This window comes from Streptomyces nigrescens (assembly GCF_027626975.1).
In the GTDB taxonomy this organism is placed as follows: Bacteria; Actinomycetota; Actinomycetes; order Streptomycetales; family Streptomycetaceae; genus Streptomyces; species Streptomyces nigrescens.
Window position 1 is genome coordinate 8330829 of the sequence record NZ_CP114203.1, and the last position, 25234, is coordinate 8356062.

24 protein-coding genes and 1 pseudogene are annotated in these 25234 nt (G+C 71.7%); 16 read left to right on the plus strand and 9 right to left on the minus strand.

What is annotated here, in order from left to right; genetic code table 11:
* Positions 1-61: 61 nt before the first annotated feature.
* Positions 62-1001: pseudogene (locus STRNI_RS36610) on the plus strand (LysR family transcriptional regulator).
* Entirely contained in the window at positions 998-1927 is a 930-nt protein-coding gene (locus tag STRNI_RS36615; RefSeq protein ID WP_277413371.1) for an SDR family oxidoreductase, read from the plus strand. Before STRNI_RS36610 ends, STRNI_RS36615 begins: the two are co-directional and overlap by 4 nt.
* A gap of 2 nt (positions 1928-1929) precedes the next feature.
* On the opposite strand, the gene STRNI_RS36620 is transcribed toward STRNI_RS36615, so the two are convergent.
* Complete coding sequence (locus STRNI_RS36620; protein WP_277412770.1) at positions 1930-2589, minus strand: hypothetical protein; 660 nt, start codon at positions 2587-2589, stop codon at positions 1930-1932.
* A 522-nt stretch (positions 2590-3111) separates the two neighbouring features.
* Between STRNI_RS36620 and STRNI_RS36625 the strand changes: the two genes are divergently transcribed.
* From STRNI_RS36625 to STRNI_RS36635, 3 genes are all read left to right on the plus strand, one after another.
* Positions 3112-4185, plus strand: a complete 1074-nt coding sequence (locus tag STRNI_RS36625) for an ABC transporter substrate-binding protein (protein WP_277412771.1) — start codon at positions 3112-3114, stop codon at positions 4183-4185.
* A gap of 77 nt (positions 4186-4262) precedes the next feature.
* Positions 4263-5270 (plus strand): FecCD family ABC transporter permease, encoded by a 1008-nt coding sequence (locus tag STRNI_RS36630; RefSeq protein WP_202466480.1) that lies wholly within the window; start codon positions 4263-4265, stop codon positions 5268-5270.
* Positions 5267-6055, plus strand: coding sequence for an ABC transporter ATP-binding protein (locus STRNI_RS36635; protein WP_274733609.1), 789 nt, complete (start codon positions 5267-5269; stop codon positions 6053-6055). Before STRNI_RS36630 ends, STRNI_RS36635 begins: the two co-directional genes overlap by 4 nt.
* A gap of 18 nt (positions 6056-6073) precedes the next feature.
* On the opposite strand, the gene STRNI_RS36640 is transcribed toward STRNI_RS36635, so the two are convergent.
* Complete coding sequence (locus STRNI_RS36640) at positions 6074-7024, minus strand: L-tyrosine/L-tryptophan isonitrile synthase family protein (protein WP_381684461.1); 951 nt, start codon at positions 7022-7024, stop codon at positions 6074-6076.
* Positions 7021-8289, minus strand: coding sequence for a cytochrome P450 family protein (locus STRNI_RS36645; protein WP_277412772.1), 1269 nt, complete (start codon positions 8287-8289; stop codon positions 7021-7023). The genes STRNI_RS36640 and STRNI_RS36645 overlap by 4 nt, the downstream gene beginning before the upstream one ends.
* A 262-nt stretch (positions 8290-8551) precedes the next feature.
* On the opposite strand from STRNI_RS36645, the gene STRNI_RS36650 reads away from it, so the two are divergent.
* The 3 genes from STRNI_RS36650 to STRNI_RS36660 are packed head-to-tail and all read left to right on the plus strand — an operon-like array spanning position 8552 to position 11720.
* Positions 8552-8833, plus strand: a complete 282-nt coding sequence (locus STRNI_RS36650) for a hypothetical protein (RefSeq protein WP_159491038.1) — start codon at positions 8552-8554, stop codon at positions 8831-8833.
* Complete coding sequence (locus STRNI_RS36655; protein WP_381844696.1) at positions 8830-11250, plus strand: heavy metal translocating P-type ATPase; 2421 nt, start codon at positions 8830-8832, stop codon at positions 11248-11250. The genes STRNI_RS36650 and STRNI_RS36655 overlap by 4 nt, the downstream gene beginning before the upstream one ends.
* The gene (locus STRNI_RS36660; protein ID WP_148589629.1) at positions 11247-11720 is read left to right on the plus strand and encodes a copper chaperone PCu(A)C; all 474 of its coding nucleotides are present in this window, start codon (positions 11247-11249) and stop codon (positions 11718-11720) included. The genes STRNI_RS36655 and STRNI_RS36660 overlap by 4 nt, the downstream gene beginning before the upstream one ends.
* 113 nt (positions 11721-11833) lie before the next feature.
* Here the strand turns inward: STRNI_RS36660 and STRNI_RS36665 are convergent, their stop codons facing one another.
* Complete coding sequence (locus STRNI_RS36665; protein ID WP_093640176.1) at positions 11834-12427, minus strand: sigma-70 family RNA polymerase sigma factor; 594 nt, start codon at positions 12425-12427, stop codon at positions 11834-11836.
* Between the two features lie 49 nt (positions 12428-12476).
* On the opposite strand from STRNI_RS36665, the gene STRNI_RS36670 reads away from it, so the two are divergent.
* On the plus strand, positions 12477-12767 hold the full coding sequence (locus STRNI_RS36670; protein ID WP_093640179.1) for a zf-HC2 domain-containing protein: 291 nt from the start codon (positions 12477-12479) through the stop codon (positions 12765-12767).
* A 216-nt stretch (positions 12768-12983) separates the two neighbouring features.
* On the opposite strand, the gene STRNI_RS36675 is transcribed toward STRNI_RS36670, so the two are convergent.
* The 4 genes from STRNI_RS36675 to STRNI_RS36690 all read right to left on the minus strand — a co-directional run bounded on the left by STRNI_RS36675 (position 12984) and on the right by STRNI_RS36690 (position 15835).
* Positions 12984-13736 carry a PE-PGRS family protein gene (locus STRNI_RS36675; RefSeq protein ID WP_148589628.1) on the minus strand — a complete coding sequence of 251 codons (753 nt, stop codon included), beginning with the start codon at positions 13734-13736 and terminating at the stop codon, positions 12984-12986.
* A gap of 170 nt (positions 13737-13906) precedes the next feature.
* A complete protein-coding gene (locus STRNI_RS36680; RefSeq protein ID WP_159491044.1) occupies positions 13907-14203 on the minus strand; it encodes a hypothetical protein in 297 nt (98 codons plus the stop codon).
* 221 nt (positions 14204-14424) lie between these two features.
* The gene (locus STRNI_RS36685) at positions 14425-14640 is read right to left on the minus strand and encodes a ferredoxin (protein ID WP_093640188.1); all 216 of its coding nucleotides are present in this window, start codon (positions 14638-14640) and stop codon (positions 14425-14427) included.
* A gap of 4 nt (positions 14641-14644) precedes the next feature.
* On the minus strand, positions 14645-15835 hold the full coding sequence (locus tag STRNI_RS36690) for a cytochrome P450 (protein WP_159491046.1): 1191 nt from the start codon (positions 15833-15835) through the stop codon (positions 14645-14647).
* A 112-nt stretch (positions 15836-15947) separates the two neighbouring features.
* On the opposite strand from STRNI_RS36690, the gene STRNI_RS36695 reads away from it, so the two are divergent.
* From STRNI_RS36695 to STRNI_RS36725, 7 genes are all read left to right on the plus strand, one after another.
* Positions 15948-16598 carry a TetR/AcrR family transcriptional regulator gene (locus tag STRNI_RS36695; RefSeq protein ID WP_148589625.1) on the plus strand — a complete coding sequence of 217 codons (651 nt, stop codon included), beginning with the start codon at positions 15948-15950 and terminating at the stop codon, positions 16596-16598.
* Positions 16599-16744: 146 nt separating this feature from the next.
* Positions 16745-17140, plus strand: a complete 396-nt coding sequence (locus STRNI_RS36700) for a hypothetical protein (RefSeq protein WP_148589624.1) — start codon at positions 16745-16747, stop codon at positions 17138-17140.
* 389 nt (positions 17141-17529) lie between these two features.
* Positions 17530-18504, plus strand: coding sequence for a 2,3-diaminopropionate biosynthesis protein SbnA (gene sbnA / locus STRNI_RS36705; RefSeq protein ID WP_109887753.1), 975 nt, complete (start codon positions 17530-17532; stop codon positions 18502-18504).
* Positions 18505-18520: 16 nt separating this feature from the next.
* A complete protein-coding gene (sbnB, locus tag STRNI_RS36710) occupies positions 18521-19522 on the plus strand; it encodes a 2,3-diaminopropionate biosynthesis protein SbnB (RefSeq protein ID WP_277412773.1) in 1002 nt (333 codons plus the stop codon).
* Positions 19519-21369, plus strand: a complete 1851-nt coding sequence (locus STRNI_RS36715; protein ID WP_229838371.1) for an FAD/NAD(P)-binding protein — start codon at positions 19519-19521, stop codon at positions 21367-21369. The genes sbnB and STRNI_RS36715 overlap by 4 nt, the downstream gene beginning before the upstream one ends.
* Positions 21366-22568 carry a trans-sulfuration enzyme family protein gene (locus STRNI_RS36720; RefSeq protein WP_093640210.1) on the plus strand — a complete coding sequence of 401 codons (1203 nt, stop codon included), beginning with the start codon at positions 21366-21368 and terminating at the stop codon, positions 22566-22568. The genes STRNI_RS36715 and STRNI_RS36720 overlap by 4 nt, the downstream gene beginning before the upstream one ends.
* Positions 22565-23857: a benzoate/H(+) symporter BenE family transporter gene (locus STRNI_RS36725; protein WP_274733586.1), complete on the plus strand. Its 1293-nt coding sequence runs from the start codon at positions 22565-22567 to the stop codon at positions 23855-23857. The genes STRNI_RS36720 and STRNI_RS36725 overlap by 4 nt, the downstream gene beginning before the upstream one ends.
* A gap of 114 nt (positions 23858-23971) precedes the next feature.
* Here STRNI_RS36725 and STRNI_RS36730 read toward each other — a convergent pair whose 3' ends face one another.
* A complete protein-coding gene (locus tag STRNI_RS36730) occupies positions 23972-25120 on the minus strand; it encodes an alkene reductase (RefSeq protein ID WP_277412774.1) in 1149 nt (382 codons plus the stop codon).
* Positions 25121-25234 lie beyond the last annotated feature (114 nt).

The following is a 25234-nucleotide window of genomic DNA, read 5'->3' on the forward strand; positions in this document are numbered from 1 at the left end:
AGTCGGCTGATCAAACAACCGATGCGCCCGGAGAGCCACAACCAGATGTTGTGCCTCTAGGATGACCGGCGTGGATCTCACTGCCGTGCGCACCGTCGTCGCCGTCGCGGACGCGGGACAGTTCCAGGAAGCCGCCGCCACCCTGTCGATCACCCAGCAGGCCGTCTCCAAGCGCATCGCCGCGCTGGAGAAGGACCTCGGTGTGCGGCTGTTCACCCGCACCGCGCGGCGCCCGGCTCACCATCGACGGGCAGGCGTTCCTGCCCCATGCCCGCGAACTCCTCCGGGTCGAGGAGCGGGCCGCCGCTTCGGTGCGGCCCGGAAGCCGCGCGCTGCGCATCGATGTGATCGGCCGGCGGCTCGGGCCGGCGGTTCTGCTGCGTGACTTCCACCGCGCGCATCCCGGGACCGCACTCGATGTGGTGACCACGCTCTTCGACGCCGACGCGGCCCTCGCCGCGGTCCGGTCGGGCACGATCGACGCGTCGTTCCGCGCGGTCACCCTGCCCGCGCGGCAACTCCCCGACGGCGTCGAGTCCGCCCGGGTTTTCGATGAGCCCATCCAACTCCTCACCGGGCCGGCCCATGAGTACGCGGCCGCCCGCGCGGTCACCCCGGCGCAGCTCGCCGGGCACCGGATCTGGATGCCCGGCGTCATCGCCGGTACCGAGTGGGCCGCCTACTACGACGAACTCGCCGCGGAGTTCGGCCTCACCATCGAGGCGACCGGCCCCGACTTCGGCACCGAGCCGCTCCTCGACACGATCGCCGACTCCGCCTCGCTGGCGACCTTCGTCGGCGCACAGACCCGCCTGGTCTGGCCCGCCGACCAGGACTTGCGGCGCGTGCCCGTACACGACCCGACACCGGTCTACCCGCACTCGCTGATCTGGCGCAGCGACAACCCGCACCCCGCCCTCACCACACTCCGCACCTACCTCGGCGCCGCCCGGCCCGCCCACCGCGACAACGGAACATGGACACCGGCATGGGCGCGATGAAGGTCCTGGTCATCGGCGGCAGCGGGTTCCTGGGGACGGAACTCGTGCGCCAGGCCACGGCTGCGGGCTGGGAGACGGCCGCGACGTACCACTCCCGCCCCGGCAGCGTTCCCGGAGCCTCGTGGTATCCACTCGACCTTCGCGCCCCCGGGCACATCGACGAGCTACTGGCCACGGTCGCCCCCGACGCCGTCATCAACGTCACGAGCGGAGAGAGCGACTGGGCGGTCACCGCCGACGGCTCGATCCGCGTGGCGATGGCCGCGACGAGACGCGGTTGCCGGCTGGTCCATGTCTCCAGCGACGCCGTGTTCTCCGGCTCCCGCGTTCATTACGACGAGTCCTGCCTGCCCGACCCGGTCACCCCGTACGGCGCGGCAAAGGCCGCCGCCGAGACCGCTGTGCGGCTCCTGGCACCGGCCGCCGCGGTCGCCCGCACCTCATTGATCATCGGAGACGGCGGATCCGTGCACGAGCGCCTGGTGCACGCCCTGGCTGCCGGCACACGTGACGGCGTCCTGTTCACCGACGACATCCGCTGCCCCGTGCATGTCGCAGACCTGGCCTCCGCTCTGCGGGAACTCGCCCTGTCCGACCGGCCCGGGATGTGCCACCTCGCCGGAGCCGACGCCCTCAGCCGCCATGAACTCGGCGCTCTCATCGCCCGGCGCGACGGGCTCGACGCCACCCGGCTGCCTGCCGGGCGCCGGGCCGACACCCGTATGCCCGGGGCCCTCGACGTCCGCCTCGACAGCCGCGCCACCCAGCGGCATGTACGCACCCGGCTGCGTGGCGCCCGGGAGTTCCTCCACGTCCGCTACAGCGCGCGGCGTAACGAGGATCCGAACGAGATGCCCTGCACGCCCCCGCCCGCTGACAGCTCCGGACCCGGCTCCTCGGCTTCGCAGGCCATGGCAGGTGAATGAAGTCAACTGCTCTTAAGGCGGCCCAGCATGAGCGAGAGGGCATTGACCGCGTCGTCGCGGTTCTGCTCCTGGGCCCCGGACGCGCGGTTGATGAACGACTGCAGTACGAACTGTCCTTTGCGGCCTGTGAGGAGCGTGTATTCGGCGTCTACCTTCTGGCCATCGGCACTGGAGCTGATGTGACCTTCCTCGGCCACCAGGGCATCAAAACCCTTCAGGTCAGGAATGGCGACTTCGTGGACATTGTCGTACTGCGTCTTGCCTCCGGCATCGCTCATTTTCGGGCATCTCTGCAGGGGCTCGCGCTGCCGGGCAATGCCGCGCTTGGCAGAGTTCGCTTCTTTATAGGCGATGAATGCAGAGTAGGAAAACGCCGTGTCACCTGGTTCTTTGGCGTTGCGCTGCAGCGCAGCGAGTGCACCAACCGGCGACTCCGTCGTGACTTTGCAGTCTTGGTCGATCACTACCCAAGTCAAACCAGTGCTCTGATAGGGAGAATCTCGAACAAATGTACCACCCCAATCCTTGGGTGTCAGTGTCACGCGTTTCGCGAGATCGCTGGCTGCCGCAGATGAACTGACGCTCGGGACCGGGGAGGAGCTACCTGAAGGTTCACCCTCGTCTTCGCCGCCGCTGAACGCGAGCGCGAGCGCCGCGATCACAGTAACGGCAACGACCGCACCGATGAGTACAAGTGGAGTGCGCCACCGGTGCTGCCGAGGGGGCTGCCGCCGGGGCCGCCAAGGAGGCGGCTGATTGGGCGGTGGTTCCCCGCTGAGGGGGCCGCTGGGCGGGCCGATTGGCGGTTGGGAGCTCACATACCTCCTGTACCACCCCTGGCCGAATTGTTGCATCACCGCGCCGACGTTCACCTGACTGACGTGCGAGGCTGCCGCCCCACCCGGCACATCCGTCGTCATCGACCAGCCTTCCGATGCTGTGATGACGCGTCACCTTTTTCGCTCCCGCGGCGGCGAGGAGTGCGGCCGCCCGTTGGCACCGGGGTGGGGCCTGCCGGTGTTCGTACGGGGATACCTCCGGCCGAAAAGGACGCGGTCGTCCTGGAACCGCCCCCGGTGCCCGGCCGACTACCTGTGCCGGGTCGCGTCTGCGGCCCGCCGGACGCCGATGCGGCCGGTGACACGGCCGGTCAACCGGCTGGTGAGGCATAGGGGAGAAGCGCCATGCGTCCTTGGAAGTTGTGCGGTGTCGCGGTAGTTGTCGCGCTGGCCGCCACCGCGTGCGGCAGCGGAGCGGGCGGCGGGCCGGGCACGGACCAGGGCGCGCCGGGAAAGGGCGGGGCCGGTTTCCCCGTACGGGTCGCCGACTGCCAGGGCGCCACCACCACGTTCGCCGGCGCGCCGCGCCGGATCGTCACCAGCAATGCCGCCGCCCTGGAGATGCTGCTGCGGCTGGGCGCGGGTGACCGGGTCATCGGGACCGGATTCCCGCCCGGCAAGGGCACGTTGCCCGGTGGTCTGGACGACAGGGCCCGGAAGGTGCCGGTGCTGTCGAAGTCCGTGATCCCCAAGGAGAAGCTGCTCGGATCGGGCGCCGATCTGTACATCGATTCCTTCGCGGCGATGAAGACCATGGGCGGGGCCGGTGACGCGCCGACCGCGGAGGAGTTCACGGCGGCAGGGATCAAGCACCTCTACCTGGCGTCGACCGCCTGTGCGCCGATGGCCAAGAAGCCGCAGCGCGATCTGTCCGGCGTGGAGGCGGACATCAAGCGGCTGGGCGCGGTGACCGGCACCGCCGAGCGGGCGGACGCCCTCGTCGCGGGGATGCGGGCGAAGACCGGCAAGGTGCGCCGGGCCGTGGGCGATATCCCGCCCGGCAAGCGGCCGACGTACTTCTTCTTCGACTATGACGCGGGAACCAAGCAGCCGGTCGCCGTCTGCCGCAAGCAGGTGGCCAACGCCGTGATCGGCCAGGCCGGGGCGCGCAATGTCTTCGAGGGCTGTGACGGGGACTTCAAGCCGGTCTCCTGGGAGGACGTGGTCGCCAAGAACCCGGACTGGATCCAGCTCGGGGTCCGCAACCGCGGCGATGCGGCGGCCAACGCCAAGGCGTACGACGAGGCCGCGGCGTTCCTGAAGAGCTTCCCCGCCACCAAGGGGCTCGCGGCGGTGCGGAACGGGAAGTTCCTGCGGATCGGCTCGGAGCGGACGACGATCGCCGGTGTCGGCAACGCGGACACCGTCGAGGAGATCGCGCACACCATCCACCCCGCACGCTTCAAGGCGGCGCGGTAGTGGCCACGGCGGTCGCCCCTCCGCACGGATGTGAGGAGCGGGCCGAGGGGGCCGGGCGACGGGCCCCGCGCGCCGGGCTGCTGGCCGTGGGGCTCGGTGTCGCGCTGGTGGTGGCCCTGACGGCGGCGGTCTCCCTGGGCGCCACCGATATCGCGCCCGGCCATGTCTGGTCGGTGGTGTTCCGGCGGCTCGGCGGTGCGCCGCCCCGGCCGGGCACCGACGACCTGATCGTGTGGCAACTGCGGGTGCCCCGCGCCCTGTTGGCGGCACTGGTCGGGGCGGGACTCGGCCTGGTGGGGACCGCGACCCAGGCGCTGGTGCGCAATCCCCTGGCGGACCCGTATCTGCTGGGGATCTCCAACGGCGCGTCGCTGGGCGCGGTCACCGCCATCGTGCTGGGCGTCACGGCCGGTGGCGGCCTGGGGCTGGGGCTCTCGGGGGCCGCGTTCGCCGGTGCGCTCGGCTCGTTCGCGCTGGTGTGGTGGATGGCCCGGCGCGGCGGGGGATTCTCGCCCCTGCGTCTGGTGCTGGCCGGTGTGGGGGTCGGACAGTTCCTGTCCGGCTTCACCAGCTACCTGGTGCTCCAGGCCGGCGATGAACAGCAGACCCGTAGCGTGCTGTTCTGGCTGATGGGCAGCCTGAGCGGGGCCACCTGGCGGGTGCTGTGGATGCCGGCGCTCGCGGTCGCCGCCGGCCTGCTCGCCCTGCAGGCCCGGGCCCGCGCGATGAACGCACTGATCATGGGTGATGAGACCGCGGCCGGGGTGGGCGTCGACGTCACCCGGCTGCGCCGCGAGCTGTTCGTGGTGGCCGGTCTGCTGACCGGTGTGCTGGTCGCGGTCTCCGGGGCCATCGGTTTCGTGGGCCTGATGGTGCCGCATCTGTGCCGGCTGCTCATCGGCGGCGACCACCGCCGGCTGCTGCCACTGTCCGCGCTGACCGGATCGCTGCTGCTGGTGGTCGTGGACCTGGTGTGCCGGACGGCCATGGACACCCAGGAACTGCCGATCGGCGTGGTCACCGCGATGATCGGGGCGCCCGCCCTGCTGTTCATCCTGGACCGGCGGCTGGAGGCGGACCGGTGAACGTCGAGATCGAGGAGCTGCACGTCGGCTACGCGGGACGCGATGTCGTCGCCGGAGTGCAGCTGATGGCGGCGGCCGGCGAGATCGCCGGGCTGGTCGGCCCCAACGGCAGCGGCAAGTCCACCGTGCTGCGCACCGTATACCGGCATCTGCGGCCCACCGCCGGACGGGTCCTGCTGGCCGGGACCGATATCCGCACGCTCTCACCGGGCCGGACCGCACAACAGGTCGCCGCGCTGCCCCAGGAGCGCGGCAGCGACTTCGAGCTGACCGTACGCGAAGTGGTGAGCATGGGCCGTACGCCCTACAAGCGGGCCTTCGCCGGCGAGGACCGCACCGACCGGGAGACCGTGGCCCGCGCGCTGGCCGCCGTCGGCATGGCCGGACAGGGCGCCCGCCGCTTCTCCACCCTGTCGGGTGGTGAACGTCAACGGGCGCTCCTGGCACGGGCGTTCGCCCAGGACCCGGAGGTGCTGGTGCTGGATGAACCCACCAATCACCTCGATGTACGCCACCAGGTGGAGCTGCTCGCGCTGCTGCGCGCGCAGCGCCGTACCACGCTGATCTCGCTGCACGATCTGAACGCCGCGGCGTCCCTGTGCGACCGGCTGCATGTGCTGCACGCGGGACGGGTGGTGGCGTCCGGAACGCCCCGTGCGGTGCTGACACCGCGGCTGCTGGCCGAGGTGTTCGGGGTGCGCGCCGCGGTGACCGACCATCCGCTCACCGGGGACCCGTTGATCGCCTTCGACCACCGGGAGCCGCTGCCCGCCGACGGCGGGTGACGCCCACCCCGCCCTCCCTCACCCGGCCATGAAGTGGCTCGGCCGCCCCTGGCGACACACCAGCCGGCCGAGCCGCTCGGCATCCGCCCGGTGCATCAACTCCCGCCGCCCGTCGGCATGTTCGAGCACACAGGAGTGCCAGGGCGTCAGCCACGCATCGGGCGCTTCGAGCAGCCGGATGCCGAACTTGGCCGAGCCCCGCGGCTGCGGATGGATGGAGAGCCGGACCGTCCCTGGATGGTGCGCGGCGATCAGCTCGCCCCAGGCGCGGCTGCGCTGCATCACCCCGTAGGCGCGCCGGCGGCAGCTGCGCTGCAGCGCCGAACGGGTCCCCGCGAAGGCGACGGAGTCCTCGAAGAGGAAGCGGGTGATGCCCTGGTACAGCCGCCGGGTCGGCTCGTCGCTGCGGGTCAGGGACCGCAGGGTGTCCAGGCCGGGGGCGTAGCGCTCGTGGACCAGGGACCGCTTGGCGTCGTGCGACAGCCGCTGCCCGTAGACATCCCGCAGATCGAAGACGTCGAGCCGGGTCAGGCCCTCGTCGTGGATCAGTGCGCGCAGCGCGTCGGCGTACGCGTCGATGTCACGGTCGGGCACCTGGATGAGGTCGCTGAAGACATGTCCGTCCGAGCAGATGACCACCCGGGCCCCGGGCGGGTGGTGAGCCGCGATGCGGGCGCAGAGCGCGTCCAGGAAGCGCAGTGCCAGCCGTTCGCCCTCGTCGGGGAGGTGGCCTAACACCTTCGCCGGGTTGGGCGACTTGCAGGGGAAACCCGGCAGGGTGAACACGATCGGCTCGCCCGCCGCCACCGGCACGGCGAGCTGCCCCAGCTGGGCGGGGAAGCAATCAGGGGTGTCGCCGTGGCCGGTGTCCAGGGTGCGCCGGTAGGGCAGCAGCGCGGCGAGCACCTCGGCACAGCGGGCGAGGTCGTCGGAGGGCGCCACCGGACGCGGTGGCGCCGGGCTGGTCAGCACGCGGCATCGGGCCCGTTCGCGCCGGAACCCGCGTACGGGCAGCTGCCGTAGCTCACCGGCAGCCGGCCGACACCGCGCGCCAGGACCGCCGGGGTCCACTCCAGCTCGTCCTCCGGGACGGCGAGCCGCAGGTCCGGCAGCCGTCTCAGCAAGGTGCCCAGGGCGATCTGGAGTTCGATACGGGCGAGCGTGGCGCCGGGGCAGAAGTGGATGCCGTGGCCGAAGGCGAGATGGGGGTTGGGGGTGCGGTCGAAGTGCAGGGCGTCCGCATCGGGGAACTGCCGGGAGTCGCGGTTGGCCGCGCTCAGCGAGACGATGACGGAGTCGCCCGCCGGGATCCGGGTGCCGTGGAGCTCGGTGTCCTCGGCGAAGAACCGCCAGGTCGTCAGCTCGAAGGCGCTGTCATGGCGCAGGAGTTCCTCGACGGCGCGGGGCAGCAGCTCCGGCCGGGCGGCCAGTTCGGCGAGACGGGCGGGGTGGCGCAGCAGGGTGACCAGCGCCGTGGTGATCTGGTTGGTGACCGGTTCCTGTCCCGCGACCAGCAGTTGGAAGACCATCGAATCGAGCTCCTCCTGGCCGAGCCGGTCCGCGTCGCGGGCGGCCACCAGCCGGGAGAGCAGATCCTCGCCGCGCTCGGCGCGTTTGTGGCGGACCAGATCGGCGATGTACTGCTGCAGCCCGCGCAGCCGCGCCTCGTACGCCGGGCGGCCCGGGTCCTCGGGTCCCACGGGCTGGACGACCTTCCCCCAGTCCCGGTCGAAGCGGTCCGCGAACTCCTCGGGAAGTCCGATGACTTCGGCCAGCACCTGGAAGGGGAAGCGGGCGGCGAAGAGCTCGACCAGGTCGGTGCCGCCGCTGTCCGGGAGCCCGTCGAGCAGGGCATCGGCCATCACCTGGAAGCGGGGCCGCAGCGCCTCGACGCGCTGCGGTGCGAAGGCATCGGTGATCAGCCGACGCAGCGCGGTGTGCCGCGGCGGGTCCTGGTGGAGCAGATGCACCTGGAGCTGGGAGTGCTGGGGCTCGGGCATGATCGAGGCGCGGGCCCGCCAGGCCGCGTTGCCCCGCGAGTGGTGTTTGCCCAGCCGGGGATCGGTGAGCGCCTGATGCGCGGCGTCGTATCCGGTGACGAGCCAGGCGCACACCCCGCTGGGGAAGCGCACCCGGTGGACCGGGCCGCGCTCCCGCAGCTCGGCGTACAGGGGATAGGGGTTGCGTTTGTACTCCGGTCCGTACAGTTCGACGGGTTCGGACGACGGTGACACGACGGTCTCCTCAACGGCAGGGGTACGGCGCCCGGTTGGCGCGGCGTTGGAGAGGTCGGGCAACGGGCGTGCCGAGTTCCCGCCGGGGAAGGTGATTTCGGCCGGATGCGGGAGAAGCGCGGCGACGCGGGGTGCACCGCCCAAACCCAGTTAGTCGGGCCCGGCGCCCGGTGAGTTCCGGCGGCGGAACAGGACAAACCTCACGTGCTCACAAGGCCCCGATCGCCCGCTCGACGCCACCGTCAGCTGCCACGATGACGCGATGTCCAGCTCTTCGGCCGACCGCAGTCGGCCCCCTCTTCGCCAGGCCGTCACACGGCTGCTGCCCGCACGGTCGGTCATCGGTTTCCTCGCGCTGCTGGTGGTGCTCGGCATGCTGTCGTACGCGGCCGGGACCGCCGCCGGACCGGTGGCCCCGGGGCTGCGCCCGGCCGGCGGCGTCCGTACGGGAGAGTCCACGCCCGCCGATGACGGGGACATGGGCGGGATGCACGGCATGGGCGCGCCGGCCCCCCGCCCCGTGCCGCTGGGAGCACCACGATGACGCCGGAACCCCGGCCCGGTACCCCGTCGCCGGACCTCGCCCCCGCACCGGCCCGCAGCACCACCCTCACGGTCGGCGGGATGACCTGCGCCGCCTGTGTGGGCCGGGTCGAGAAGAAGCTCGGCCGGCTGGACGGCGTCGCCGCCACGGTGAATCTCGCCACCGGCCGGGCCACGGTCAGCCACCCCGCGACGGTCTCCGTCACCGACCTCATCACCACCGTCGAGGCGGCCGGCTTCACCGCACAGCTCCCCGAACCCGCCCCGGAGGCGGACCCGGACCCGGAGGCGGGCCCGGAGGACCGGCTGTCGCCCACCGACCGCCCGGACGCCCCGAGTTCCCAGGACTCCCAGGGCTCCCCGGCATCCCAGGACGCCCAGGACGACGGTGCCCGCGCCGAGCGGCACCGGCTGCTGGTGACCACCCTGCTCTCGCTCCCCGTCCTGGTCCTGTCGATGGTGCCCGGCTGGCAGTTCCGCGACTGGCAGTGGCTGTGCTTCGTGCTCGCCGCACCCGTCGCCGTCTGGGGCGCCGCCCCCTTCCACGCCCGTGCGCTGCGCGGTCTGCGGCACGGCGCGGCCACCATGGACACCCTGGTCTCCCTGGGCGTCGCCGCCTCCTTCCTCTGGTCCGCCTATGCGCTGTTCTTCGGCGGGGCCGGGGTGCCGGGTATGACGATGCCGTTCAGCCTGCTGCCCACCGCCGGGGACGGGGCCGCCCACCTCTACCTCGAAGCCGCCGTCGGCGTACCGCTGTTCGTGCTGGCCGGACGGCGGATGGAGGCCAGGGCCCGGCGGGGTACCGGCGCCGCACTCCGCGCCCTGGCCGAACTCGCCGCCAAGGACGTCGCCGTACGGACACCGGAGGGCGAGCGGCGCATCCCGGTGAGCCGGCTGCGGGTCGGCGACCACTTCCTGGTCCGGCCCGGCGAACGGGTCGCCACCGACGGCACCGTGGTCGAGGGCAGCTCCGCCCTGGACCTGTCCCTGATCAGCGGAGAGAGCCGCCCGGTCGAGGCCGGTCCGGGCACGGTGGTCGTCGGCGGCGCGGTCAACTCCGGTGGCCTGCTGGAGGTACGGGCCGACGCGATCGGCGCCGACACCCAACTCGCCCGGATCACCCGGCTCGTCGAGGACGCCCAGACCGGCAAGACCAAGGTCCAGCGGCTCGCCGACGCGGTGGCGGCCGTCTTCGTGCCCGCCGTAATGACCGTGTCGGTCAGTGTGCTGGGCTTCTGGCTCGGCGCCGGGGCCGAGCCGCAGGCCGCCATCACCGCCGCGGTGGCCGTCCTCGTCGTCGCCTGTCCCTGCGCGCTGGGGCTGGCCACCCCGACCGCCCTGCTGGCCGCCACCGGCCGGGGCGCACAGCTGGGCATCCTGGTCCGGGGGCCGGAGGCGCTGGAGCGACTGCGCCGCATCGACACCGTCGTCCTCGACAAGACCGGCACCCTCACCAGCGGCCGGATGAGCGTCACCGCCCTCACCCCGCGCACCGGCGGCCTCGACGCCACGGCCGCGCTGCGGCTGGCCGCCACCGTCGAGCAGGGCTCCGAGCATCCGCTGGCGCGCGCGGTCACCGCCCACGCCGAGGAACGGCAGCCGGGTCAACCGCTGCCGCCCGTCGCGGACTTCAGCGCCACGCCGGGCCACGGCGTACGCGGCACCGCGGACGGGCGCCGGGTGGAGGTCACCCGGCCCGGTGACGTCACCGGTCTGCCGGCCCCGCTGCCGGACGCGGTGCACACCGCGGAGGCGGCCGGCCACACCGCCGTCCTGGTCACCGTCGACGGCACCCCGGAGGCCGTCCTCGCGGTCGGCGACGCGCTCCGCCCCGACAGCTATCGCGCCGTCGACCGTCTGCGCCGCCTGGGACTGCGGCCGGTGCTGGCCACCGGCGACCGTGCCGCCACCGCCCGCGCGGTGGCCGGCCATCTGGCCATCACCGAGATCCATGCCGAGGCCCGCCCCGAGGACAAGGCCGCCCTCGTCACCACCCTCAAGGAACAGGGCGGCCGGGTCGCCGTCGTCGGCGACGGGGTCAATGACGCGGCGGCCCTCGCGCTCGCCGACCTCGGGATCGCCATGGGCAGCGGCACCGACGCCGCGATCGGCGCGGCCGATGTGACCCTCGTACGCGAGGACCTCCAGGCCATCGCCGACGCCGTGCACCTGGCCCGGCGCACCCTGGGCACCATCCGCGGCAACCTCGTCTGGGCCTTCGGCTACAACCTCGTCACCGTGCCGCTCGCCGCCGTCGGCCTGCTCAGTCCGATGGTGGCGGCCGCCGCCATGTCCGCCAGCTCGCTGCTCGTCGTGGGCAACAGCCTCCGGCTGCGCGCCTGGCGGCCGCGCGGCGCCGGCACGTCCGCCCGCCGCCCCCACAGCCCCCGGGCGCAAGCACGTTGGGAGACCCGATGAAACGGCTGCCCCTCTCGGCCGTCGCCGTACCGCTGCTCACCTGCCTGGTGACCCTCAACGCCCTCGCCCTCTGGACCGCCACCGGCAACGCGGGGACCCCCGCGAAGCTGAGCGTCCCCGAGGGGCGGGTGCTGATCGCCGGCGGATCCGAGGCCACCGCCGCGTTCTTCACCATCCGCAACACCGGTGGTGCGGACGACGTCCTGACGGGCGTCACCGGTCCGGCCGGCCATCGCACGATGCTCAGCCGCAACGTGGACATCGGGAACAACGCCCGGAGCATGGCGATGGTCCGTACCGTCACCGTCCCGGCCGGGGCGGCCCTGACGATGATGCCGGACACCCTGGACGTCATGGTCAGCCCACCGCCCCGGCTCGCGCCCGGCGACCGGCTCACCTTCACCCTGCACTTCCGCCACAGCCCACCGCAGACCGTACGGGCCCGGGCGGTACGCCCCGGCGACGAGTGAAGACTCAGCCGGAGCCGGAGCCGGAGCCGGAGCCGGAGCCGGAGCCGCGACGGGGCTCATGGACCGGGCCCTCGCCCGCCCATGAGCCCCGCCGCCGGTGCGCGAGCGGCCCGTCAGGCCACGGCGTCCGCGTAGACCCGCGGCCCGTCGGCCGGCTCGGGCCGCTCCGCGTCCGTCAGCAGCGCGACCAGCGTCTCCCGGGCGCGCGCCACCCGGGACCGCACGGTCCCGATGGGACAGCCCATCACCCCGGCCGCCGCCGCGTACGGCAGCCCCAGCAACTGGGTGAGCACAAACGCCTCCCGCCGCTCCGGCACCAGCGCCGCCAGGAGTTCGGCCAGCGCGACACCCTCGTCGAAGCCGGGCACCCCACGCGGCTGCACCCGTTCCGCGGCCGTCTGCCAGTCGTCCGTCGCGGCCAGCCGGGGCCGGGCCGCATGGGACCGGATACGGTCCGCCACGACCCGCCGGGCGATCGTCAGCAGCCAGGTCCGCGCCGAGGACCGGCCCTCGAACCGCGGCAGACTGCGCAGCGCCCGGACATAGGTGTCCTGCACCAGATCGTCGGCCGCTTGCGGATCACCGCTCAGATGCGTCACATAGCGCCGCACATCGAGCTGGGTGGCCCGCACGAACTGCTCGACGGCCCGCTCGTCACCGGTACGGGCGGCCAGCGCCCAGCCCGTCACCGCCTCGTCATCCCGCATCCCGCGACCGCCCCTCGCCGCACAGCCCGGCTTCGGGGAGGATGGACACATGCTCTGCTCGCGCATCCGTACGGCTCTCTCCGCCCGCCTCGACGGCGAGGAACTGCCCCCCGGACTCACCGCCCGCCGGCTCGACGGCCATCTCGCCGGTTGCCAGGACTGCCGGCGGTGGAACGCGCAGGCACACGCCCTGACGGCCGGCCTCGACCGCGCCACCGCGCACCCCGAGGACGACCGGGCGGCCGCCGACGCGCTGCTCGCCCGGCTGCGGTCGGCCTCCGTACTGCCGGGCCCGGTCTCTCCCGGCACGGCGGACACCGGTGGCAAACGAGCCGGTTGACGCGGCGGCGTGTGGGCGCCCGCCCCCCTCGGCCGATGCGTCGGAATCGGACGCGGGCAGCGGTGCCGCCGGCATCCGGACAGGAATCATCATCTGGAGTCCTTCGCATGATCCGGTCGCCGCGCTCCGGCGGGGACCGGTGAAGTCGGAGCCGGGACCCCGGGCGCATGCCAATGGCGCCCGTCCGTCCACCGGCTCGGGAATTCGACCGCGCTGTCAGACGACAGCCGGCTCCTGCGGCGGACCCCGCAACGACCTCGTATACGCCAGCAGCAACTGCCGCAGCGCTTGCCGCGGCTCCTGCCGGGCGGTGCGCACGGCGGGCCGCGCCTCGGGCAGCGCGATCCGAAGGACCAGCACCAACGGCGCGAACAGCCAGACCGACACGCTCCGTACGAGCCGGAACGCGGCCCGCTCGCCGCCCCACAGCCACCCGGCGCTGAGCAGCGCGACCAGCAGGTGGGCCGCGAGCATGCCGGTCGCGCCGCCGTGCATCCCCGGCATCTGGTGCATGGGGGCGGCCATGTCTCCCATGTGGTCCATACCCTGCATGGAGGACCCGTGCCCCGTCGAGGGCATGGCCGCCATCTGCTGGTGCATCAGCCGCATCAGCTCGGCGTGGTCACGGCCGTCGGACTGCGTCCCCTGAGCGCCGCACAGCCAGCTCTCCGCCCACTGGCGCGCGAGCGAGCGCCCGCCGCCACCGGAACCGGCGACCGCCTGGCCGAACGAGAAGACGGTGTGCAGGGCGGCCTGGGTACCGACGGTCAGCAACCCCACCAGCAGCGGCCCCCGTTCGCGGCCCGCACAGCACCAGGCAGCGGCCGCGGTCCCGGCGCCGGCCGCGAGCAGCACCCAGCCGGGAATCACGGCATCCGACATCACCACGTGGCCCAGCGCAGCGAGCAGCACACAGACCGCCGCGAACACCGCGGCACGCAGCCCCCTGAGAACCTGCCCCGCATCCATGACAGGCCTATCGTCGCACCCCGGCTTCACGGGGGAACGAGAGGGGCCCCGACCTGCCGTTTCCCGTGCTGCCGGGGGGCCTTCGGCGGCTGCCCGCCGGCCACCCGTACACAGCACCGTCGCCCGCCCCGATGGTTCCGGGGCGGGCGACGGTGTGGCGCTGACGTGGGTCAGGACATGTTCTCTTCGGCGTCGAGGTACGCCTGGATCCTCTTGTCCAGCGCGTTGGCCTGCGCGCGGGCGCGGTTGGCGGCCTCGTGCTCGCCTTCATGGTCCAGACGGTTGGCCTTGGCCTTCAGGTCGGCGGACTGCTGGCGCAGCTCGTCGATGTTGACGCTGATGCCGCCGCCGGCCGCCACGCTCTGCCGGCCGGCGGCCGTGGTGGCGGCCTGCGCGGGCAGCGCCGCAAACAGCACGCCTCCGGCCACGGCCGCGGTCACGGCGAGTACGGAAATACGTCGACGCATGAGATCCCCCTCTGGTCGAAAAATAGGTCGTTACCAGTCAGTAAGCCTACATGAAGTGATCTTGTGCTCCGACCACTGAGGGTGAGCGACGGGGGTGTCTGCGCGCGACGGAGGGCAGGGGTCACCAACTGCTGTGCGGTGAGGGGGAGTTACCGCCTGACCAGGGTCGATGCCGCAAACGGGGCGTGGCCGACACCACGCCCCGTCACCTCCGCGGTGTCCTACGGCCGGGGCCCGAGGACCTTCGCACCGTCTCGGACAGTGATGGCCATCGCCGGGCAGACGTCGGCGGCGTCCAGGGCGCGCTCGTCCTCCTCGATCCGGTCCCTCAGCGGACGGGCGTGCGCGCCGTCCACGACGAAGAGGTCCGGGGCGATGGCGGCGCAGGACCCCGAGGCGATGCACTGCTGTGGGTCGATCTCCACCTCCCAGGTCATCCGCTCACCACCCCACCGGCATGACCCGCGGTCCGCGCACCAGCATCTCGCTCTTCCACACCACGTCACCGGCCAGCCGCAGTTCCGGGAACCGGGTGATCAGGGCGCCGATCGCCTCCTGGAGTTCCAGACGGGCCAGGGGCGCACCGAGGCAGTGATGGACACCGTGGCCGAATCCGAGGTGTTGATTCCCGGTCCGGGAGATGTCCAGCGTCCCGGGTGTGCCGAAGCGCAGCGCATCCCGGTTGGCGGCGCCCACCGCCACCAGGACCGGGGTCCCGGCCCGCACCAGCGTCCCGCCGACCTCGACGTCCTCCGTCGCATAACGGGGCTGGCTCGCGCCACTGCCCAGCGGAACAAAACGCAGCAACTCCTCCACCGCGCCGCCGATCAGCTCCGGCTGCTTGCGCAGCAGGGCGAGCTGGCCCGGGTGGTCCAGCAGCGCGAGCACGAAGTTGGGGATCTGGGTGGCGGTGGTCTCGTGCCCGGCGACGAGAATCCCGACGCACAGGTCCACCAGCTCCAATTCGGACAGCCGGTCGCCGACGTCCCGGGCGTCGATCAGTGCCGTCATCAGATCGTCCCGCGGGGCGCTCCGGTGCTCCTCGATCAACTGCCGCATATAGGCGCGGAGTTCTTCCATATTGGCGTCGAATTCCGCCGCGGTGAGGGAACTTGTCGACAAGGCGGCATCGCTCCACACCCGGAACCGCGGCCGGTCCTCGGCCGGCACCCCGAGCATCCGGCAGATCACGGCGACGGGGATGGGCAGGGCGTAACGGTCCACCAGGTCGGCGGGCGGCCCGGCCGCCACCAACTCGTCGAGCAGCTCGTTCGCCAGCTGCTTGACCTGCGGCCGCAGCTTCTCGACCTGGCGGACAGTGAAGGCCTTGGCCACCAGCGTCCGCAGCCGGGTGTGATCGGGCGGGTCCATCCCCAGGATGCCGCTGTCCCGGCGTCCTTCGGACGCCCGGGGCTCGTCGTGCCGCGCGCCCTCGGCGCGGCTGAAGCGCTGATCGCCGAGGACGAACCGGGCCTCGGCATACCGGGTCACGAGCCAGGCCGGCTCGCCGTACGCCATGCGGACCTTCAGCAGCCCGGGACGGTTGCGGGCCTGTTCGTACTCTTCGGAAAGCTCAAGGCTCTCGGGAACATTGAAGGGGTAGGAGAGGGGTGCTGTGTCGGCTGTGGTCAAGGCGACCTCCCTTGTGTAAGCACCTGCTTACATCACGGTAAGCCGCCCCCCGGAGGCGGTCAACGACGCATTGTGGCCGTCATCGTGACGGCCAATGGAGAGGAGTGTGGCGATGGCGAAGACCCCGCGGCAGGGCACGGCGAACGCCTCCCGGCGGGACGCGCAGGGCACCCGACTGCGGTTGCTCGACGCCGCATCGGAGCTGTTCGCCGAGCGTGGCTACGAACGGGCGACGGTGCGCGACATCGCATCCCGGGCCGAGGCCAACCAGGCCCTGCTGTTCCGCTACTTCGGCTCGAAGAAAGCCCTGTTCGGAGAGGTGATGGCGCGTGGCGGCCACGAGCAGCTGCGGACCACTCCCGCCGAGCGGCTGTTCGAGGTCGCGCTGCGCGGCATGCTGGCCGGCGGCGGGGAGGGCGCCGACCGCTCGCTGGAGGTGTGCCTGCGCTCCATCGGCGGCAGCGACGAAATAGCGGAGGCGCTGCGCGGGCTGGGGGAGGAGTACGCGGAGGTCCTCGCCACGCTCTCCGCGTCCGAGACCGGGAGTCTGCGCGCCGATCTGGCACTGTCCTGGCTGCTGGGAATTGGCTTGATGCGAGTGGTCGTCGCCAAGGAGCCGCTGGCGAGCGCCGACCCCGACACGGTCTGCGCACTCGTCGCGGGCGCCCTGGGAAACCTGTTGGAGAGCCTGCCGGCGGAAGGGGCGACGGACGCGCCCACGGACGGGTCGACGGACGGGGAAAGCGGGGGTATTCCGGAGTGAACAGCCGGTCAGCGGCGTGGGTCGTTGCCGTGCGTGCTGCGTTCCAGTGACTCTGCGGCGGGTCGCAAGTCAGTGGACAAATGCCCGCTTATCGTCGCCTTTGCAGGAAATATTCATTTTCTGCAGAGTCGAGTGAAGGTGGAAACATGCTCCGTTCGATCCCGCGCGGCCTTGCAGTGGCCGGCCTGACCGCGGCTGCCCTCGTGGTGCCGACGGCAGGCGCCGCCACCGCCGCGACCGCGCCCCCCAGCAGTTCCCAGGACGCCAAGTGTGCCTCGCACAGCTGCATCAAGGGCCACCACGGCAAGCAGCAGAACAGCCGCCACCAGGGCCGCGTCGGGCACCGTGGCCACGACGGCTATGACGGCTTCGGCCGCGACCGCCGCGACGGCTACGGCTACGGCCGCGACGGCGGTTACGAGCGCGACGGTTACGGGCGCGACGGCTATGGCCGCGACGGATACCGCGACGGCTATGGGCGTGACGGCTCCGGTCTGGGCAGGAACGGCCTGCTCAACCTCGGCCTGCTCGGTCTCCTCTAGTACCCGTCAGACAGTGCGCGGTGGGCCCGGGGTCATGACCCCGGGCCCACCGCATGTCCGGCCGCATGTCCGGGTCCTGCGGAAGTTCCTCACCCGGTGGCATCACCAGGGGTAACGGCAGGTCAGGAGTGGTGCCCACGGCCGAGATCCGGCCACATTTCACGATTCAACGGTTTTGGCGTCCATATAATCGTTGTCATCGGCCTTGCGTAGTGGCAGGATTGTTCTGTCGCATCGCGAATGGGGGATTTGTGACATCGGGGGACGGGGGAAGAGTCCCTTCTGCGTAGCGCGCACCTGACCCGTGCGCCGACCAACAAGCCCGTGGGCTCCTCGCTTTGGCGAGCGCAATTGTTTTGCGCTGCCCATATTCAACGGTTTGGATACTGGTGATAGCGGAAGAAGTTTATGATCTCGTACTGGATGATCTCTTCATCCGGCTTGACCAATTAGTTCCCGGCAGTTCAGTCTTCCTCAAACTGGAAGGCCTCAATCCTGCCGGTTCGGTAAAACTCAAAACTGCTGTCGCGCTGGTCGCGGCGGCCGAGGATTCCGGGCGCTGCTTTCCGCGGACCCGGCTGATCGAGTCGACGTCGGGAAACCTCGGCGTCGCCCTGGCGATGGTGTGCGCGGCCAAGGGCTACCGGCTGACCTGTGTCACGGACCCCAACTCCACCGTCCAGTCGAGGCGTCTGATGGAGGTTCTCGGCGCCGAAGTGGTGGTCATCGACGTCAGGGACGCCCACGGCGGCTATCTGCAGTCGCGCATCGACTACATCGACGAGCGGCTGCGCCGCGAACCCGACCTGTTCTGGCTGAACCAGTACGCCAACCCGGCCGGGCCGCAGGCCCACCGGGACCGCACGGGCCGTGCGCTCCTCGAGGAGATCGGCCACATCGACTACGCCTTCATCGGTGCCGGAACGACCGGCACCCTGATGGGCTGCGCGGAGTACCTGCGCCGCCACAGCCCCGCCACCCGGATCATCGCGGTGGACGCCGAGGGCTCCGTGACCTTCGGCGGGCCCGCGGCCCGCCGCCACATTCCGGGCCTGGGGACGAGCAGGCGGCCGGAAATTCTGGACACCGGGAATATCGACGAGGTCGTGCTCATTTCCGAGTCGGCCGCCGTCGAGATGTGCCGGACGCTGGCCGAAGAACGCGGGCTGCTGCTGGGGGGCTCGTCCGGCACGGTGCTGTGCGCCGTGCAGGACGCCGCGAAGGAGATCCCGGACGGAAGTGTCGTGGTGGCGATTTCACCCGACTTCGGGGACCGCTACCTGGAGACCATCTACAACGACGCATGGGTGGCGCAACGCTGGCCCGAGACCGTCGGCAACAAAGTAACTCAGGCACCGGCCTGAGTGGGGGGAACGCTTGATGTTCAATTTTGAGATAGTGGCCGGAGAAACGGTTCGTCAAGTTCTTCGCGAAAAGCGTGGAGACGTGCTCGGCATTGTCAGCGATGCCTATCGGGCACATGAGTCCGGAGACTCCGTCAACCCGGACAGTTACTTTCTCCGCTTTCCGGAGAAGCCGGATTCCCGGATCATCGCGCTGCCGGCCTTCCTGGGCGCCGATGTCCAGCTCGCCGGTATCAAGTGGATCGCGAGCTTCCCGGGCAACACCCGCCGCGGGGCCCCGCGCGCGTCGGCCGTCCTGCTCCTGAACGACTACGAGACCGGGTACCCGATCGCCTGCCTCGAAGCCGCCAACATCAGCGCGGCGCGCACCGCCGCCTCCGCGGCCGTCGCGGCGACCGCCCTCCGACCGGACGGCTTCGCGGGGACCCGCATCGCCGTCGTGGGCGGCGGCGTCATCGCCCGCAACATCTGCGACTACCTGAATGTCGCGGGCTGCGCCCCGGACGCCTACCTCGTCCACGATCTCGACGAGGCCTCCGGACAGGCCCTGGCCGAGCATGTGCGCACCACACAGAACCGTCCGGCCACCTTCACCGCCGACCTCGACGCCGCGCTGGGGACCGACACCGTCGTCTTCGCCACGACGGCTCTGGAGCCCTACGTCAGCACCCCGTTCAAGCCCGGTCAGCTGGTTCTCAACATCTCCCTGCGTGACCTGGCCCCCGAGGTGGTCCTCGGGGCGGACAACATCCTCGACGACGTCGAGCACTGCCTGAAGGCGCAGACGTCACCCCACCTGGCCGAGCAGCTGTCCGGCTCCCGCGAGTTCGTGACCGGAACCCTCGCCGGAGTACTGAACGGGGAGGTGACGCCCTCCCCGGACCGGCCGGTGATCTTCTCGCCGTTCGGGCTGGGCGTGCTGGACCTCGCGGTAGGGGCGTTCGTCCTCGGCGAGGCACGCAAGGACGGCAGCACCATCGAGGTGCCCAACTTCTTCGGGGAGACGCGCCGGTGGTGAATCACAGACCCGTCTCCGTCGCGATAGTGGGCGCCGGATCGCGGGGGCTGGGCGTCTTCGAGCGGCTGGTCGCGCACTGTCTGACGCAGCCGGCCCCGCTCACCGTCCACCTCATCGACCCGCAGCCCTTCGGCGCCGGATTCCATCTGCCCGCCCAGCCCGACCATCTGCTGCTCAACACCGTCTGCGCACAGCTCACGGCCTTCGCCGACCCGCACATGGTGGACGGCCCCGTACCGATATCCGGCCCCTCGCTGCACGAATGGTGCCGGCGCCGGGACCTGCGGCTGGCGGACGACGGCTACACCGTGCGCCCGGGCGCGGGACGGGAGATCCAGCCGAACGACTTCCTGCCCCGCAGGCTGCTGAGTGAGTACCTCACCTGGGCGGCGGGGGAGATCACCGACGCGGCGCCCGAGAACCTCACACTGGTGCGGCATCGTACGACGGCCGTCGACATCCACCCCGGAACGCCGGACACCGAAACGGTCGTCCTCGCCGACGGCACCCGGATCGACGCCGACGCCGTCTTCGTCACCGTCGGGCACCACTCGCTCTACCGGCCCGCGGCACCCGCTCCCGACCCCCGACTCGTCACCCGCCCCTATCCGTTGCCCGAGGCGCTCGACAGCATCGGACCGGGCGAACGGGTGGCCGTCCTCGGCATGGGGCTGACGGCCATGGACGTCATCGCCACACTGACCCTCGGACGCGGGGGAGCGCACACGACGGTCGAGCACGGGATGCGCTATCTGCCCAGCGGGCAGGAGCCGTTGATCGTGCTGACCAACCGCTCCGGGATGCCCTCGCGCAGCCGGCCGCGCCTCCACCCGGGACGGATGCGCTTCGCCCCGCTGGCACTGACCACGGAGCACCTCGACGAGATCCGTACGCGGCGGGCTGACCGGCGGATCGACTTCGCCGCCGAGGTGCTGCCGCTCGTCGAGGCCGAGATGGAACTCGCCTACTACCGCGTCTTGTTGGGCCGGGAGATGGGCGACACCACGGACGCCGGGCTGGAGATGGCCAGGCGCTGCGCCCGGGCCGGCCACAAGACCCTGCTCGACGAGCTGCGCGCCCGGTTCGGCACCAGCCCGGTGCCCGGGATCCTGTCCGCCGGCCTCGCGGACCGGCAGTGGACGGAGCACTCCGCCTACCGCGACTGGTTCACCGCGGAGGTCGCCGCCGACCTGGCCGAGGCCCGCGAAGGCCTCGGGGTGAGCCCGCTCAAGGAGGCCCTGGAGGTCCTGCGCGACCACCGCGATGTCCTGCGCGCGGTCATCGACCCGCCGGGAGTCGACGACGCGTCGCTGGCCGCCTTCTTCGGGGAGTTCGCCTCGACGGTGAACCGGCAGGTGATCGGCCCGCAGCTGGACCGGTCGGCCGAGCTGCTCTCGCTGATCGACGCGGGGATCGTCCGGCTCGGCCCCGGCCCGCAGCCGAAGATCGTCGCACCGGCCGGACAGGGACCCTGGCGACTGGAATCCACCTGCCTGGCCGAGCCGTTGCGGATCGAGGTCGACCACGTGGTGCAGGCGCATGTGACCGAGCCCGGCGCGGACCGGGCACCCGGGACACTGCTCGGCACGCTCGTCGCCGCGGGCCGCGTCCGCACCCTCGCGCACCGCGGAGGGACGGTGCACGGGCTGGACGTCACCCGGCAGGGCCAGGGGATCGACCGTACGGGCACCCCGCAGCCGCGCCTGTTCTTCCTCGGGCCGCACACCGAGGGGTCCAGCTACTACAACCACTATGTGCCCTCACCCGGCGCGCCCTCCCGTGCGCTGCTGGACGCCGAACGTGCCCTGAGCACCGCTCTGCCGGAACTGATGACGAGGAAGCGATGAACAACAGCGAGACCTTCACCCCCTGGACGCAGGAGTACCGGCCCGAGACGCGCGCCGCGCAGGGCGACGGCTGGCGCTGCCCGACCACCGGCGCCGTGCCGCCCCCGATCGGGCTGGGCGCGACCTTCGCGCGCGACAACGAGTACCGGGCGCCGGCCGGACTGGCCTATCTGCGCGATCAGGGGACACCGGGGTACGAGCAGGTCGAGAAGGTGGTGGCGGGCCTGGAGGGCGGCTCGGACGCGCTGGTCTTCTCGTCCGGTATGGCCGCCGCCACCTCCGTCTTCCAGGTGCTGCCGGCCGGTGCGCGGGTCGTGGTCCCGCAGACCATGTACTTCGGGCTCACCAAGTGGCTGCTGGAATTCGGCCCGCAGCGCGGCCTGGAGGTCGTCCAGGCACCCATGAACGACCTGGACGCGGTGGCGGCCGCCGTGACCGCCGCCCCGACCGCACTGGTGTGGGCGGAGTCCCCGGCGAACCCGACCTGGACGGTGACCGACATCGCCGCCTGCGCCGAGATCGCGCACCGGGCCGGTGCCCTGTTCGGCGTCGACAACACCGTCCCCACCCCGGTGCACTCCAAGCCGTTCGCACTCGGCGCGGACCTGATCATGCATTCGGGCACCAAGTACCTCAACGGCCACACCGATGTGGTGGCCGGACTGCTCGTCAAGGCGCCGGGCAGCAGCGAGGCCCGGGACGCGATCTGGGAGCGGCTGCAGCTGCACCGCCGGCTGACCGGCCCGATACTCGGCCCGATGGAGACCTACCTCCTGATGCGGGGCATACGGACGCTCTACCCCCGGATGCGCCAGATCTCGGAGACCGCGATGGCCGTGGCCGAGCACTTCGCGGAGCACCCCCGGATCCGGCGGGTGGCCTACCCGGGTCTCGCCACCGACCCGGGACACGCCGTCGCCGCCCGGCAGATGACGGGGGGCTTCAGCGGCATGCTCTCCCTGCACGTCGACGGCGAGTGGCAGCAGTCCCTGCGGACCGCCAACCACTGCGAACTCTTCATCCGTGCCACCTCGTTGGGCGGGGTGGAGAGTCTGATCGAACACCGCTACACCTTCGAAGGGCCGGGTAGTACCTCGCCGAAGGACATGCTGCGGCTGTCCATAGGTCTGGAGAGCCCCGCAGACCTCGTCGCCGACCTCGAACAGGCCCTGGAAAAGGCCGTGAAGGAAGACCGTTGAGTTCCAAGACACCCACCCCCCACCCCGACGCCGCACCGCCGGGTTCCGCCCCACCGGAGCCGGCGCACGCGGCGGAGGGGCCCCCGGAGCCGGGGACCCGGCCCGGCCTGTTCCGTGACGCCTCGCTGTCCGCGGTACTGGCGGGCTTCGTCGCCGTCGTCGTGTCCTACTCGGGCCCGCTCGTCATCGTGCTGGCGGCGGCGTCCGCCGGGCATCTGAACACCGCACAGACCAGCTCATGGGTATGGGCCATCTCCATCGGCAGCGGGCTCACCTGTATCGGGCTGAGCCTGCGTACGAAGATGCCGGTGATCACCGCATGGTCGACACCGGGCGCTGCCCTGCTGGTCACCAGCCTGGGGGCGTACTCCTACGCGGAGGCCATCGGGGCGTTCATCGTCACCGGTTTGGTGATCACCCTGGTCGGTCTGACCGGAGTGTTCGGATGGCTGATGCGGCAGGTGCCCACCGCCGTGGTCTCCGCGATGCTCGCCGGCATCCTCTTCTCCTTCGGCACCGGCGTGTTCACCTCGCTCAAGACCGCACCCCTCATTGCCGGTTCCGTGCTGGTCGCCTACCTCCTGGCGAAGCGGTGGCTGCCCCGGTACGCCGTATTGGTCGCCCTGGCGGCGGGTGTCGCGGCCAGTGCCGTCAGCTCCCGGCTGGACATCCATCTGGACCGGATCGAGCTGGCCAAGCCGGTGCTGACGACCCCGGAATTCTCGCTCGCCTCCCTCATCGGCATCGCGGTGCCGATGATCCTGGCGACGCTCGCCTCACAGAACGCACCGGGTATGGCCGTGCTCACCGCGTCCGGCTACGAGCCCAAGGACCGCCTGCTGATCGGTTCCACGGGGCTGGTCTCCACGGCGCTGGCACCGTTCGGCTCCCATGCCATCAACCTCGCGGCGATCACCGCCGCCATCTGCACCGGCCCCGAGTCGCACCGCGACCCGAAGCGGCGCTATGTGGCCGGAGTCTCCTGCGGAGCGTTCTACCTCCTCATCGGGGCCTTCGGCTCCACGCTGGTGGTGCTCTTCGCGGGCCTGCCCAAGGAACTGGTGGCGGCGGTCGCCGGAGTCGCCCTGCTCGGTGCGCTGGCCGGCGGGCTGACGGGGGCGGTCAAGGAGGAGAAGGACCGCGAGGCGGCCCTGATCACCTTCCTCGCCACCGCCTCCGGTGTCACCCTCTTCGGCATCGGATCCGCCTTCTGGGGGCTGCTCTTCGGCGTCATCGCGCACTTCGTCCTGACCCGTTGGCGCGGTACGCCCACGGAACCCGCCAAGTGATCCGGGCCGGCCGTGCGCCGGCAGCGGCCATGACCTGACCGGGGCCCGCACGGGCCGCCGGGCACCTTTGTGTGTCCGGTGGCCCGTGCCGGCGGTGATCCGCCCAAGTCCCGGTCATACCCCGGGGACGAGCGCGTCCGCGGCCCCTGCGCCACTCCCCGACAAGGCGTAGTCGACATAGCCCCCGGCCCCGCCGGTGTAGTACGTGGCCGGGTCACCGACGGCCGGCTCCTGCCGCAGGGCGAACCGGGTGACGAGGTCGGGGTTGGCGATGAAGTGCGTGCCGAAGGACACGGCGTCGGCGATCCCGGCGTCGAGGACGGCGTTCCCCGACTCACGGTCGAAGCCGTTGTTCGCGATCAGGGGGCCGTCGAACCGCCGCCGGTAGCGTGCGAGCGCCGCGAGGTCGGGGGCCTCGTCCGCCGTGGTGCGGTCCCGGCCCCGCAGGTGCAGGTAGGCGACTGGACGGTCGTTGAGCTCCGTCACCAGTGCGTCGTGGTCGGCGAGCGTCTCCTCGTCGGCCCGGAAATGCTCCCCCTCGTTCCAGTAGGGCGCCAGGCGGACGCCGACGCACCGGCCGTGCCACGGCTCGGCGACCGCGTCGACGATGTCCAGCAGCAGACGCCGCCGGCCCGTACGGTCACCGCCGTAGGCATCGGTGCGGCGGTTCAGCCGTGGGTTGAGGAACTGCGCGATCAGAAACGCGCCGAGGGCACCGATCTCGACCCCGTCGAACCCCGCGCGCCGGGCGTTCTCCGCGGCGGCACGGAAGTCGGCGACCGTGGCCGCGATGTCGGCGGTGGTCATCTCCCGGGGAGTGACCGTCTCCTTGAACCCGCCGGCGGTGAAGGACCTCGTACGGGGGTTGACCGCCGACGGCCCGCCGGGCAGCTCTCCTCCCAGGTGGTCGGGGTGCGAGGCGGCGCCGGTGTGCCAGAGCTGCAGCACGATGCGGCCGCCGAGGGCGTGCACGACATCGGTGACCCGCCGCCACCCGGCGATCTGGTCCTCGCGGTAGATGCCGGGGACATGGACGAAGCCGACCGCCCGTTCGCTGACCCAGGTCCCCTCGGTAATGATCAGTCCGGCGGTGGCCCGCTGGCCGTAGTAGGCGGCGTGCAACTCCGTCGGTACGAGCGCGGCGTTGGCCGCGCGGCCCCGGGTGAGCGGGGCCATCACCACACGGTTGGGCAAGGAGAGGCCGCCGAGGTCCGCGCGCCGCAGCAGCGGCTGGTCGGCGGTGGTCGGCAGGGTACTGCTCATGGTGTGTTCCTCCTGGTCAACGGGCCGGGGCGGTGGCCGGGCCCGGAATCCGGGCCGGACCGCGGGCGCCGGTCACCTCGGCCCGGTGGTGCGCGTCATCAAGGTGACGGAGCG